This is a genomic window from Acinetobacter brisouii, from assembly GCF_008993995.1.
Lineage (GTDB): Bacteria > Pseudomonadota > Gammaproteobacteria > Pseudomonadales > Moraxellaceae > Acinetobacter > Acinetobacter brisouii_A.
In genome coordinates this window covers 43616-56019 of record NZ_BKNN01000014.1, presented here as the reverse complement: position 1 = coordinate 56019, position 12404 = coordinate 43616, and the positions used below count along the sequence as shown (strand labels likewise).

The 12404-nt window shown below is 40.4% G+C and carries 13 protein-coding genes, 2 tRNA genes and 1 pseudogene; 8 read left to right on the top strand and 8 right to left on the bottom strand.

Annotated elements, in window-relative coordinates:
* Positions 1-113, top strand: a pseudogene (locus GBN19_RS05790) (IS1595 family transposase); the annotation flags it as partial.
* Between the two features lie 59 nt (positions 114-172).
* Here the strand turns inward: GBN19_RS05790 and GBN19_RS05785 are convergent.
* Positions 173-961, bottom strand: a complete 789-nt coding sequence (locus GBN19_RS05785; protein ID WP_151777481.1) for an rRNA large subunit pseudouridine synthase E — start codon at positions 959-961, stop codon at positions 173-175.
* Between the two features lie 295 nt (positions 962-1256).
* Positions 1257-1856 (bottom strand): flavin reductase family protein, encoded by a 600-nt coding sequence (locus GBN19_RS05780; RefSeq protein WP_151777480.1) that lies wholly within the window; start codon positions 1854-1856, stop codon positions 1257-1259.
* Between the two features lie 105 nt (positions 1857-1961).
* On the opposite strand from GBN19_RS05780, the gene GBN19_RS05775 reads away from it, so the two are divergent.
* Positions 1962-2786 carry a PhzF family phenazine biosynthesis protein gene (locus GBN19_RS05775; protein ID WP_151709855.1) on the top strand — a complete coding sequence of 275 codons (825 nt, stop codon included), beginning with the start codon at positions 1962-1964 and terminating at the stop codon, positions 2784-2786.
* On the opposite strand, the gene GBN19_RS05770 is transcribed toward GBN19_RS05775, so the two are convergent.
* A complete protein-coding gene (locus GBN19_RS05770) occupies positions 2783-2986 on the bottom strand; it encodes an amino acid transport protein (RefSeq protein ID WP_151777479.1) in 204 nt (67 codons plus the stop codon). The two genes, GBN19_RS05775 and GBN19_RS05770, sit on opposite strands and share 4 nt — an antisense overlap.
* Before the next feature lie 78 nt (positions 2987-3064).
* Here GBN19_RS05770 and def point away from each other — a divergent pair, with 78 nt between their 5' ends.
* Positions 3065-3544: a peptide deformylase gene (gene def / locus GBN19_RS05765; RefSeq protein ID WP_151777478.1), complete on the top strand. Its 480-nt coding sequence runs from the start codon at positions 3065-3067 to the stop codon at positions 3542-3544.
* Positions 3545-3645: 101 nt separating this feature from the next.
* Here def and GBN19_RS05760 read toward each other — a convergent pair.
* Positions 3646-3731, bottom strand: a tRNA-Leu gene (locus tag GBN19_RS05760).
* 11 nt (positions 3732-3742) lie between these two features.
* Positions 3743-3816 (bottom strand) — tRNA-Cys (locus GBN19_RS05755).
* A 153-nt stretch (positions 3817-3969) separates the two neighbouring features.
* On the opposite strand from GBN19_RS05755, the gene folD reads away from it, so the two are divergent.
* Entirely contained in the window at positions 3970-4818 is an 849-nt protein-coding gene (folD, locus tag GBN19_RS05750) for a bifunctional methylenetetrahydrofolate dehydrogenase/methenyltetrahydrofolate cyclohydrolase FolD (protein ID WP_151777477.1), read from the top strand.
* 228 nt (positions 4819-5046) lie between these two features.
* Complete coding sequence (locus GBN19_RS05745) at positions 5047-5718, top strand: class I SAM-dependent methyltransferase (protein WP_151709851.1); 672 nt, start codon at positions 5047-5049, stop codon at positions 5716-5718.
* A gap of 21 nt (positions 5719-5739) precedes the next feature.
* On the opposite strand, the gene GBN19_RS05740 is transcribed toward GBN19_RS05745, so the two are convergent.
* The gene (locus GBN19_RS05740; protein WP_151709850.1) at positions 5740-6168 is read right to left on the bottom strand and encodes a hypothetical protein; all 429 of its coding nucleotides are present in this window, start codon (positions 6166-6168) and stop codon (positions 5740-5742) included.
* A gap of 281 nt (positions 6169-6449) precedes the next feature.
* Here GBN19_RS05740 and GBN19_RS05735 point away from each other — a divergent pair, with 281 nt between their 5' ends.
* On the top strand, positions 6450-7745 hold the full coding sequence (locus GBN19_RS05735; RefSeq protein WP_151777476.1) for an MFS transporter: 1296 nt from the start codon (positions 6450-6452) through the stop codon (positions 7743-7745).
* A gap of 77 nt (positions 7746-7822) precedes the next feature.
* Here the strand turns inward: GBN19_RS05735 and GBN19_RS05730 are convergent, their stop codons facing one another.
* Both GBN19_RS05730 and GBN19_RS05725 read right to left on the bottom strand, forming a co-directional pair.
* Positions 7823-8125, bottom strand: coding sequence for a hypothetical protein (locus GBN19_RS05730; RefSeq protein WP_228271218.1), 303 nt, complete (start codon positions 8123-8125; stop codon positions 7823-7825).
* Between the two features lie 323 nt (positions 8126-8448).
* The gene (locus GBN19_RS05725) at positions 8449-10299 is read right to left on the bottom strand and encodes a phosphoenolpyruvate carboxykinase (GTP) (RefSeq protein ID WP_151777474.1); all 1851 of its coding nucleotides are present in this window, start codon (positions 10297-10299) and stop codon (positions 8449-8451) included.
* Positions 10300-10707: 408 nt separating this feature from the next.
* Between GBN19_RS05725 and GBN19_RS05720 the strand changes: the two genes are divergently transcribed.
* The gene (locus tag GBN19_RS05720; protein WP_151709847.1) at positions 10708-11643 is read left to right on the top strand and encodes a diacylglycerol/lipid kinase family protein; all 936 of its coding nucleotides are present in this window, start codon (positions 10708-10710) and stop codon (positions 11641-11643) included.
* Positions 11624-12388, top strand: a complete 765-nt coding sequence (locus GBN19_RS05715) for a metallophosphoesterase family protein (RefSeq protein WP_151709846.1) — start codon at positions 11624-11626, stop codon at positions 12386-12388. Before GBN19_RS05720 ends, GBN19_RS05715 begins: the two co-directional genes overlap by 20 nt.
* Positions 12389-12404 lie beyond the last annotated feature (16 nt).

The window sequence follows — 12404 nt, the reverse complement described above, 5'->3', positions numbered from 1 at the left end:
TTGAGAAAAGGATGTTTTATTTGCATCTTAAAGAAACGGAGTATCGCTTCAATCATCGGCATGATAATTTATACCTCGATTTGCTTAAATTACTCCGTAATAATCCTCTTTAACTTCCTAAGCTCCTTATTAAAAAAGCCCACTGTCGTGAGCTTTATTTTTATATCAAATCTTAACGACCATTACGGTTACGACCGCGTGGCGCTTTGGTATTTGGACGGGTTGTTCCATTGGTTTTACGACGTGGTTTTTCGCTTTCATCCATTTGCCAAATACGTTTTGTACCTGACTTTTTCGGTGAACCATCTTTGTTCTTGCGAACCATTGGTTTGCCGCCTGTACCCCCGGGTTTTTTCACATAAGAGCGTGAACGATAAGGCTGTTCAGCAGGAACATCTTTAAAGTCAGAGTAAAGCAGCGGCTCAATTTCTTTGGTTTCACCAGGAAGTAAACCAAGTTGTATCAAGTCAATAGAACCAATTTTGGTACGAATCAAACGTAAAGTCGGGAAACCAACAGCAGACGTCATGCGACGGACTTGACGGTTACGACCTTCACAAATTGAGATTTCAACCCAAGAGGTTGGAATATTTGCTCGGTAACGTACAGGTGGAGTACGTTCCCATAGCCAGTCAGGTTCAGCCACTTTTTCGGCTTTAGCAGGAAGCGTCATCCCATCATTGAGTTCAATACCTTGGCGTAATTTCTCCAAAGCTTCTTCAGAAATATCACCATCAACTTGAACTAAATAAGTTTTGTATTTTTTGTTTGCAGGGTTGGTAATGAACTGATTTAGACCACCGTGATCGGTTAAAAACACCAATCCTTCAGAGTCCATATCGAGACGACCTGCTATACGTAAAGTTGGATCATCGACAAAGTCAGACACCGTCATGTGTGCTTCGTCTTTGCGAAACTGGGAGAGGACGTCATAAGGTTTATTGAGAATGACAATTTTCATAAAAAATGACTTCTTCTTTCAGGGAACCACAGGAAACATTGAGATTGATGAAGGCAGGAAATCGATAGTTTCTTGCATAAATCTCAAAAAGGAATTAATTTGATGCGCCTATTATGCGATAAGAAGGCGTGAAAGTATTGCTTCACGGCAATTATTTTTTAAATTGGTTAAATTGTCTGACCGAGAGTGATTTAAAGTTAGGCGCTTAGCGCTTCATTCTGCATTTATACGAATGCAATTCAGATGGATCACTCAATGCTTGAAGTTACCTCGCACTTTGCGAGGTTTTCTCATTTTAAGGTGAATTGAGCCGATCAGCTACGCTGACAGGTTCACCAATCAGATAAAAATTTCCACCTGCGACATGATGCAGGCTGCGCCATTCAGGATCGGCGTCTTCAAAGTGCCAGTGTCCATCACGAAAAATACGCTCATCTGCCCATGCACTGATGACTTCTCCAATAAATAAATCATGCGCTTGTTGATTGTGGGGTTCAGAAATCAGTTTACAAACGAGCCATGCAGAACAACCTGCAACAAGTGGTTGTTTTGTATCATCTAGATAAAATAATTCTACACCACTTAATTCTAGTTTGTTGGGTGTGTCATGCAAGCTGGTTGTACCAAGCTGATAGACCATATCAATTTGTTTATAGGTTGGAATCTGTAAAACAAAATAACCCGATTGCTCAATGATTTTGCGGGTCATGGTGCTTTTATCGAGAACTACGCTGACTTTGGCAGGTTTAAACTCCAGTGCACAAGCCCATGCTGCTGCCATGACATCACATTGTTGTTCGTGTTGTGAAGAAACTAATACTGTCGCACCATGTGTCAACAAACGGTAGGCTTTCTCGAGAGGTACACTTTTAAAGTGGAGATTTGAAAAATTCATAAAGTGACAATCATCTAAGATTAGGTTAAAAAGAAATGTATTCAATCACAATAAAAGATTGTGTGATTCATCAACAGATTAAGTCTATATAGAGAATGTAAAACAATGAAAATTTATCAAGTGGATGCCTTTAGCCAACAATTATTTCAAGGTAATCCTGCGGCGGTCATTGTGCAAAATGAATGGTTGTCAGATGAACTCATGCAAAATATTGCGCTGGAAAATAACCTTTCTGAAACCGCATTTGTAAAACGAATTGATGATAAACATTATGAAATTCGTTGGTTTACACCTGCGGCTGAGGTGGCATTTTGTGGACATGCCACTTTGGCAAGTGCCTTTGTATTATTTCGTGAATATACACAGGCAACAGAAATTGAGTTTGAAGTCAAAGAATTGGGAACATTTTATGTGTCTCAGGCAGCAGATGGAAAAATCAATATGAATTTTCCAATTCGTAAACCTGAGTATCTAGAAGAATATCCAGAACTTTTAAATGAAGCTCTGAACAAACCGATTCAGGCGGTGTATGTCAATGCACAGGCTTATGTGGTTGAACTTGATTCTGCACAAGATGTACTGGACTTAGAGGTTGATTTTTTAAAGCTGAAAGCTTTAGGTGATATGCGCGCTGCGATGGAAGCACCCAGTTTAGATGTTGCTGTGACAGCAAATTATGCAGGCGAATATGCTTATGACTGTATTTCACGTTATTTTGCGCCAGATATCGGGGTTAATGAAGATCCTGTGACAGGTTCTATTCATACCGCAATTGTACCGTTATGGGCTGAAAAACTTGGTAAAACGGAATTGGTGGCGTATCAGGCATCAGCGCGTGGTGGCGAGTTGTTCTGCCGTATTTTAAATGATGAACGTATTGAAGTTTCGGGTTATGCCAAACTCTATATGATTGGTGAGCTGTTTATCTAGGCTCTAAGGAAGTAGGGAATAATACTTAAAATGCAACCGATACCAATAATGGGGAGGTTGCTATCAAAGAAATAAGAATACACCATTAAGCCAATGCCACAGACCAGTGGTACAGTACGCTGCTGCTTCTTGCCATACATAAAATAACCTAAGCCGATTGAGCTAAAAATGACCCCAAGAAAAAGCTGCGTTGCATTCATATGTCAATCTGCTGTATTGATTTTTGCTTATGTTAAGCTGAATGATCTGAAATGAAAATAAATTTTGAGGAAGAAAAGGTGTCTGTAGTCTTACCTATTGCTCAACGTGGTGAGGAAATTCTCACATTCAAAGCGGCATCTGTTGCACAAAATGAGTTTAATTCGGCATGGCTTGAGCAGCTAGCTCTCGCACTGCAAGCGACTATGCTAGAGCGTCATGGTGTTGGAATTGCTGCGCCACAGGTTTATGTCTCGAAACGAGTGATTATTGTGGCTTCTCGTCCAAATCCGCGTTATCCAGATGCACCTGAAATGCCTGCCGTGACCATGATTAACCCTGAAATTATTGAATATTCAACTGAAACCTGTTTTGGTGAAGAGGGGTGTTTGAGCGTACCTGAGCAAAGAGGGCAGGTAGAGCGTGCTTATGTGGTTAAGGTACGTTATTTCACTGTACAAGGTGAGCAGATTGAACAATCTTATGAAGGTTTTCCTGCACGGATTGTGCAACATGAAATAGATCATCTGAATGGAATTTTATTTGTAGAGCGACTTTAAGTCGCTTTTTTAATATTTGAAACACTATAAATGAAATTTCAGGCATAAAAAAACCAGCTTTCGCTGGATTCTTTATTTGCACCATTTTAACAGTCTTAAAATGGTGCCCGGGGCCGGACTCGAACCGGCACGCTTTGTGGGCGGGGGATTTTAAATCCCCTGTGTCTACCTATTTCACCACCCGGGCTTGACCAAGATTGGAGGCGGAGGTCGGAATCGAACCGGCGTCCACGGAGTTGCAGTCCGCTGCATGACCACTCTGCCACCCCGCCTTGTCTTGGTGATGCACATATTAGCAATCTTTTAAAAAAAAACAATAGGGAATTCAGTGGATATGCACATAAAATCAACATCTAAAATAAAATTGGGCAAATAATCATGTATTATTTGCGAAATTGATTGATATCAGCCTGTGGAGACGTATTGTGGCATTGGTATTAGATGGAAAAGCGTTAGCAAAGCAAATTGAAGCAGATTTATTTGCACGTGTTGAAGTGTTGAAACAAAAATCAGGTCGTACTCCGATTTTGGCAACAATTTTAGTTGGGGATGATGGTGCATCGGCAACTTATGTACGCATGAAAGGCAATGCATGCCGCCGTGTGGGCATGGATTCATTGAAAATTGAATTGCCACAAGAAACCACAACTGAACAGTTGTTGGCTGAAATTGAAAAATTAAATGCAAATCCTGATGTTCACGGTATTTTGTTGCAGCACCCAGTGCCTGCGCAAATTGATGAACGTGCATGTTTTGATGCCATTAGCCTTGCAAAAGACGTTGATGGGGTTACTTGTCTTGGTTTTGGTCGTATGGCGATGGGTGAAGCTGCTTATGGTTCAGCAACACCAGCGGGGATCATGACCATCTTGCAAGCAAACAACATTGAAATTGCGGGTAAACACGCCGTTGTTGTTGGTCGTTCTGCAATTTTGGGTAAACCAATGGCGATGATGCTACTTCAAGCCAATGCAACAGTCACGATTTGCCATTCACGTACTCAAAACTTAGCTGACTTGGTTAAACAAGCCGACATCGTGGTGGGTGCTGTAGGTAAAGCTGAATTGATTCAAAAAGACTGGATCAAGCAAGGCGCGGTTGTCGTAGATGCTGGCTTCCACCCGCGTGATGGCGGCGGTGTTGGCGATATCCAATTACAAGGTATTGAAGACATTGCTTCTGCTTACACGCCTGTTCCAGGTGGTGTTGGCCCGATGACGATTACAACTTTGATTCGTCAAACCGTTGAAGCTGCTGAAAAAGCTTTAGGTTAATTTATTTACGACAGCATCCTATCGTTTGATGCAAATGTTAGGAGTTCGTAGGTTACTTTTCTTTCGGGAAAAGTAACCAAAACCATTTGTCATCCGCAAAACTCGTTAGCTACCGTCTAGCTTTAGACGAGTCGCAGAAACATTTCGATCTCATGTAGTCTCACCTCGAACAATTGCGGATGACGTTAACGCGTATCGAATATTAATTATAAATTGTTGAGCTTATTTATGAGCTGCACCTTTCAATTGACCAATGCCCCTGAATATTTGCTTGATGCTTTGCATCAGATTATTCCCAATTGTGACTTACAATCTCAGCAGTTACCCAATACGCCAATTTCATTATGGTTAATTCCTCCTGTATTTCCAACTGAACGTTTGGACGACGAGGTAATTCAACGGATCTGGAATGACACGCCTTACTGGATTTTCTGCTGGGCTTCGGGTCTGGCGATGGCACAGTGGCTACTTGCAGAACCTGAGCACGTCAAAGACAAGGTTGTCTTGGATTTTGGTGCGGGTTCAGGTGTAGTGGCAATTGCTGCAAAATTGGCAGGAGCTAAACGTGTCATCTGTTGTGATATAGATGCGGTGAGCCTAGCCGCTTGTCGGGAGAATGCAGCACTGAATCAGGTTGAGCTTGAATATTTGGATGATCTCTATCGTGCTGAACCAGTTGATGTGTTATTGGCAGCAGATGTGCTGTATGACCAGTGCAATCGTTTTTTCTTGGATGAATTCTTAAAGTTTGCCCCAGAGGTATGGGTAGCGGATAGTCGGGTTAAAAATTTCAGTCATCCGCAATATCAAAAAATAGATGAGCGAAGTGCGACAACTTGGCCAGATTTGGATGAAGCCAAAGAATTTCGCAATGTCAGTTTTTACAAGACGCTGAATTGACAGCGTCTTGTTAGATTTAAATCAGATCGAACAACGGAAGCGAACAACAGTCAGTGTATTTGGTCGAGTTTGCATGGCACTACGCATTGCATAATCGTCATCATTGCTATTGCTGGCATTACTTAGACCAAAAGTAGTATGCGTTTTTCCGATTTGTACAGCATTGCTCATAGGCATGTTTGCAGGATTTGCAATTTCATTGCTACTGAGAACATCAATTTTATAGTTTTGGTTTGCACCTAAAACTTTTTTGCAGGTGTTTTGTAGTTTATTTTGATTTGCTGCTTGATTGGCATGAATTGCAAGTGTGTAACTAATAATAGCGCTATTTTCAGTTTTGCTTTCAACTTGATAGCCTGAGTTACCATTGTAAGTTTGAGGTAAGTTTTGGCAGGCACTTAGCCCAAGAGCAAAAGCGCTCAGACCCAATAATTTCAATGTCATTTTCATGAGATTAGACCTTTTGTCATTTCTTCACAGTATGCCATAGCTCACTGTAATACTCATTAGATAAACATAAATATTGCGCTATAATTCATCTTGACTTTATACATATTTATACAAAATAAAATTGGATTTTTCACATAAACTATTTGTATTTTAGGTTGCTAGGATCACTAAAAAGGAAGATTAATTTCGTTTGAATCATTCATCATAGACGAGATAACAACAAAAAATCCTGTTGAAAGCGAAAACCAACTTTAGAAATATACACGAGGGAGTGTTAGGTAATGAGTGACGTACAATATACTGCAGAGGAAAAACGTAAACGGATTTTTGGAATTGTTGGTGCTGCTTCAGGCAACTTGGTGGAGTGGTTTGATTTTTATATCTATGCTGTATTTGCGGTGTATTTTCAGCAAGCATTAACCTCACCCGATATGGGGGCGGAAACCAAACAAATTTATGTTTGGGGGGTGTTTGCTGCAAGCTTCTTCATGCGACCCATCGGAAGTTGGTTGTTTGGACGCATTGCCGATAAACATGGTCGAAAACGCTCAATGGTCATTTCAATTTGCTTGATGGCACTGAGTTCATTTTTATTTGCACTGCTACCCACTTATGGGCAGGTCGGTATTGTTGCACCATTCTTATTGCTTTTAGTGCGTTTGTTGCAAGGTTTATCGGTTGGTGGGGAATATGGTGCTGTTGCAACCTATATGAGTGAAATTGCTTTAAAAGGACACCGTGGATTTTATGCATCATTTCAATATGTGACATTGTCTGGTGGTCAGCTTTTAGCAAGTTTGCTTGGTGTGGTTCTATTATTTTTTATGTCTGAACAGCAGTTACAAGATGGCGGATGGCGTATTCCTTTTGTGATTGGTGGAATTACCGCAATTTTATCTTTACTGGCACGAAGTCGTTTGGAAGAAACGCTATCTCATGAAGATAGTCACAACCAAGAATCAGGAACACTAAAGGCACTTTTTAAAAATCACTGGCAATCATTCTTGCTGGTTGTCGGTTACACCTCGGCAGGTTCATTGTCATTTTATGTGTTAACTGTATATTCGAAAACCTATTTGACTGGTCTTGGAATTGATGTAAAAACAGTAGGTTATATGATGACGGTCGCATTATTTGCCTACATGCTGGCACAACCTGTTTTTGGTGCAATTGCAGACCGTATTGGGCGTCGTGCAGCTATGTTGATTTTTAGCGCTTCGTTGGCGATCTGTATTTATCCAGTTATGGTCATCGCTATGCACGCCTTTAGTGGTTCACCTGTGATCGTCACCTTGCTGCTTATTTTCCTTATGCTTCTCTTGAGTTTTTATACGTCGATTAGTGGTTTGATTAAGGCTGAAATGTTCCCACCCCATGTGCGCGCGTTGGGTGTTGGTTTTTCTTATGCAGTTGCAAATGCAATTTTTGGAGGTTCAGCACCTGCGGTTGCTTTGCAATTTAAACAAGCAGGGCATGAATATACCTTCTTTATTTATGTGATTGTGATGTTAATTATCTGTTTTTTATGTAGTTTAAAATTGCCTAAAGAGCCTGAATATTTACATCATGATCATTAACGAATAGATGAAATCGAAAAAAGCCAGTCGGATATATCCGATGGGATTTTTATCTCAATCACAGTCAAGATCTGTAATTAAAGTTCCTGACCACCTGCGAGTCGACAATTGTTCGCGGATGGTGATTGCCATTGGATTGCTGTTCCAGAGATCACAGGACGGACGAAGCGCCAAGGCCAAAAACCAAAACGTTGGCTTGCTCGATAGTGAATCACGGCATCGGCATGATATTTTTCGGCAGTTTGATGTAAACGGGGGTATAGGTCGGTCACACTGCCATAAGTACCTTTACCAAACTTAATCTTTTTGATGACTTTGTATTGTAAATTACCTGAAGGTGTTCCTGTAACTAAACACAGTCGTTGTGGTTGATTGCTCATATTGAGCGGTATAGGTGATGTTTGTGCTGGAATTAGAATGTTTTCAGCATGTGTAATATTTGCATTTAGGAGTGTTACGATTGCTAGGGCTTGTCCTCATTTGAAGAAATAGCTCAAAAATGAGTATGTTTATGCCTGAATTTGATTATTTAGTAAACAATATAATTGTTTGTTGACTAAAATAAGAGCTAATTTGCCTCATAAAATGAAATGAGGATACGCCCTTATAAAATAATTTATTCATATTTGTATTTATAAAAAAGTAAAATGTTGTTTGAGTTAAAAAAAGACCACATTGGCGTGGTCTTTTTTTATTTGATTATTTAAGCATTTACGTTTTCAGCTTCAGTTGATTTTACAGCTGCAAGTAACTCTGCTTGACGAGCTTTTAATGCTTGTGGTAAACGCTCCCCCAGTTTGTTGAATAACTCGGTGTGGCTTTCAATTTCTTTGATCCATTGTGCTTGGCTTTGAGAAGTAACTTTATCAAAGTCAGCTTTAGAGAAATCAGTCCCTGTCCAGTTCAAGTCATCGTAAGTTGGAACGAAACCGATTGGAGTTTCAACGGCATTTGCGCGGTTTTCACAACGGTTGATGATCCACTCAAGCACACGCATGTTTTGACCAAAACCAGGCCATACGAAGTTGCCATTTTCGTCACGACGGAACCAGTTTACATTGAAGATTTTTGGTAATTTGTTGCCTGCAGCTTGCGCTTTTGCTGCAACATCTTCACCTAGTTCTAACCAGTGACTGAAGTAGTCTGCCATGTTATAACCTATGAAAGGTAGCATAGCAAATGGGTCACGACGTACAACACCTTGCTGACCCACTGCAGCAGCAGTGGTTTCTGAGCCCATTGTTGCAGCTTTATAAACACCATCAACCCAGTCAAATGCTTCAGAAATCAATGGTACAGTGTCAGCACGACGACCACCAAAGATAAACGCTGAAATTGGTACGCCTGCTGGGTTTTCCCAGTCAGCATCAATTGATGGACATTGACTTGCTGCTACAGTGAAACGCGCGTTTGGATGCGCTGCTTTTTCGCCTGCAACGTGTGGCTGACCTTTCCAGTTAGTCAGGTTTTCTGGAACTTCTTTAGAAAGACCTTCCCACCAAACTTGACCATCTTCAGTGACAGCAACGTTGGTATAAATAACATCTTTATGCATGGTTGCCATACAGTTTGGATTGGTCTTGGTATTTGTGCCTGGAGCAACACCGAAGAAACCAGCTTCAGGGTTGATCGCGTATAGACGACCATCTTCACCTGGTTTGATCCAAGCGATGTCATCACCAACAGTTTCAATTTTCCAGCCTTCGTAACCTGCTGGTGGAATCAACATTGCAAAGTTGGTTTTACCACAAGCTGAAGGGAATGCTGCTGCAACGTAGTGTTTTTCGCCTTCTGGGTTGGTGATACCCAAAATCAACATGTGTTCAGCTAACCAGCCTTGCTCACGACCCATTACAGATGCAATACGTAATGCTAGGCATTTTTTACCTAACAATGCGTTACCGCCGTAACCAGAACCGAAAGACCAGATTTCACGAGTTTCTGGGTAATGAACGATATATTTTTCTTTGTTACATGGCCAAACAACGTCTTTTTGACCTTCAGCAAGCGGTGCGCCAACAGTGTGAACACATGGAACGTATTCGCCGTCTGTACCTAAAACGTCATATACTGCTTTACCCATACGCGCCATTTTGCTCATGCTCACAGCAACGTAAGGAGAATCAGTCAGTTCGATACCGATGTGGGCGATGTGGCTTCCTAGTGGACCCATTGAAAAAGGAACCACATACATGGTGCGTCCTTGCATAGCACCGTCGAACAAACCATTTAATTTTTCGCGCATAACCGCTGGGTCTTCCCAGTTGTTGGTTGCGCCAGCATCATCTTTTTGTGCAGAGCAGATATAAGTACGATCTTCAACACGAGCAACGTCAGAAGGGTCAGAATTCGCCAAATAAGAACCAGGGTGTTTTTCTTCATTCAGCTTTTGCATGGTGCCGTTAGCAATCATCAAGTCGATAAGACGTTGATACTCTTCTTCGCTACCGTCACACCATTCGATTTTTGCTGGTTTGGTTAATTTAGCAATTTCTTCCACCCATGCAATAAGCTTAGGGTGACGAACGAATTCTGGTGCATTCACTTGGGTCATGTTGATGCCTTTGAGATACAAAAAAACAAAACACACATAAAGGTGTGATCAACCCTTGATCACGAGTGTGTCAAAAAAGTGGGCGTATTAAACCATAAAAGTCGTTAGATTTTAAGATGCCTAAAAACTGATCTTACTGACTATTTGTGTGTTTAATGGTATAAAATTCAATAATAATTAATGATTTATGTTTTAAAAATACTACTATTTAATAGATAAATTATGAGAATAAAATCATTTATTTCGCAAATGTATATTTAAATTAAATACTTATTGATTGCGCATTGATGATAAAGGCCTGAAAAAATTGCAAAAGTTTGTGTAGTTTTTTTACACAAATACACTATTTATCAAAAATGGAATCTACACAATAAAGGTTAAAGTTATCAGTGCCCTAATGACGATATCATGCTTAAACCGCTTTCAATTATTTACAATCAAAAATCAGGTTTTCATGCAACTCAGAATGATCGTGTCTATGAAGAAATCATGACGATATTTACAGGATATGATTTTGAAATTCAGGTATTTGAACTGAATTCACAAGTTTCACTTGATCAGTTGATGCAACAAGTTCTGATACGCCACCAAAATGCAGATGCTGCAGGAGTTGTGGTTGCGGCAGGTGGTGATGGAACACTAAATGCGGTTGCCAGTCATTTGCTGCATACCAATATTTGTATGGGAATATTGCCTTTAGGTACATTTAATTATGTAGCTAGGGTGTTAAATATTCCTTTGGATTTGCTTGAAGCTGCACGTGTGGTTGTACAAGGAGAAGTTAAAAAAATTCATGTTGCACAATTGAATAATCATATTTATTTGAACAATGCAAGTTTAGGGTTGTATCCCTTATTTATTGAAAAGAGAGAATACTATAATCGCTTATTTGGACGCTTTCCTTTACATGCTTACACTTCAGCTTTAGATGTTTTGCTTAGACGACATCGTGAGTTAAAGTTGGAAGTTGTGGTGGATGGTGAAAAATATCCTGTAAAAACACCATTGGTTTTTTTTGGAAATAATCATTTACAGCTACAGGAAATGAATCTGAAAATTGCTCATGTCGTTCAGTTTGGGAAAATTGCAGGGGTCATTGTTGCAAAGAGTGATAAATTGACCTTAATGAAACTGCTATTTCAGCTCCTTAAAGGTGATATTGAAAAAGCCAGTGATGTTTATAGCTTCGCTGCGGATCAAGTCACTGTCTATGCAAGAAAAGGCAAAAAATTGCATGTGGCACTTGATGGTGAATTGATTGAAGAGCAATCACCACTTCATTTTTCAGTTAATCGCCATGCTTTGGCGGTGATGGTTCCTCAAGATGCTACTCCATCTCTCTGATTTGCATTTTGGTACAGAAAAGCCTGAATGTCTTATGGCGATTCAGCAGTTCTGCCGTGATCATCCGATTGAAGCGATTGCAGTGAGTGGGGATTTGACTCAACGTGCTCGTTTTCTTCAGTTTTTGAGTTGTCAATATTTTTTGGAGCGGTTAAATCTACCTTATTTGGTTGTGCCAGGGAATCATGATATTCCGCTATATCATGTTTTCAATCGGGTGTTTAGTCCATTTGCTCGTTATCAGGCATTTTTTGGTGCGCTTGAAGGTGTTTTGGAAACCGAGCATTTCTACTTATTGGGTGTAAATAGTATTCGACGACGCCATCATACCAAAGGACATATTTCATTGGCTCAAATTCAAGAGATCGATGCCAGATTACGTTCAGCACCTGCTCATAAATTAAAAATTGTGGTGGTTCATCAACCTTTTTATACCTCGCCTGAAGATGGACATGCTGTAAAAGATTGTCCCGTACTTGGACGCATGGCTTTGGAAATTTGGGGGCAACAAGGATTGTTTGGATTATTGCATGGGCATCTACATCAAACGGCTTATTATGATCTTAATCGGATTTACCAACTTGGGTTGGATCATCCTGTTTTTGAGATTCATGCGGGAACAGCAACGTCACATCGCTTACGTAAAGGTCAACCAAATAGCTTTAATGTTGTGACGATAGAGGGTGGGCTACAACATTATGTATTTGATGTGCAAAGCCGAGAATTTATTCGACAGCCAAGTTGAGTATCATTAATTTGGG

Coding starts and splice junctions, on each gene's coding strand:
- GBN19_RS05785 (WP_151777481.1), bottom strand. CDS start 961: ATGAAAATTGTCATTCTCAATAAACCTTATGACGTCCTCTCCCAGTTT.
- GBN19_RS05780 (WP_151777480.1), bottom strand. CDS start 1,856: ATGAATTTTTCAAATCTCCACTTTAAAAGTGTACCTCTCGAGAAAGCC.
- GBN19_RS05775 (WP_151709855.1), top strand. CDS start 1,962: ATGAAAATTTATCAAGTGGATGCCTTTAGCCAACAATTATTTCAAGGT.
- GBN19_RS05770 (WP_151777479.1), bottom strand. CDS start 2,986: ATGAATGCAACGCAGCTTTTTCTTGGGGTCATTTTTAGCTCAATCGGC.
- GBN19_RS05745 (WP_151709851.1), top strand. CDS start 5,047: ATGAGCTGCACCTTTCAATTGACCAATGCCCCTGAATATTTGCTTGAT.
- GBN19_RS05740 (WP_151709850.1), bottom strand. CDS start 6,168: ATGAAAATGACATTGAAATTATTGGGTCTGAGCGCTTTTGCTCTTGGG.
- GBN19_RS05735 (WP_151777476.1), top strand. CDS start 6,450: ATGAGTGACGTACAATATACTGCAGAGGAAAAACGTAAACGGATTTTT.
- GBN19_RS05730 (WP_228271218.1), bottom strand. CDS start 8,125: ATGAGCAATCAACCACAACGACTGTGTTTAGTTACAGGAACACCTTCA.
- GBN19_RS05725 (WP_151777474.1), bottom strand. CDS start 10,299: ATGACCCAAGTGAATGCACCAGAATTCGTTCGTCACCCTAAGCTTATT.
- GBN19_RS05720 (WP_151709847.1), top strand. CDS start 10,708: ATGCTTAAACCGCTTTCAATTATTTACAATCAAAAATCAGGTTTTCAT.
- GBN19_RS05715 (WP_151709846.1), top strand. CDS start 11,624: ATGCTACTCCATCTCTCTGATTTGCATTTTGGTACAGAAAAGCCTGAA.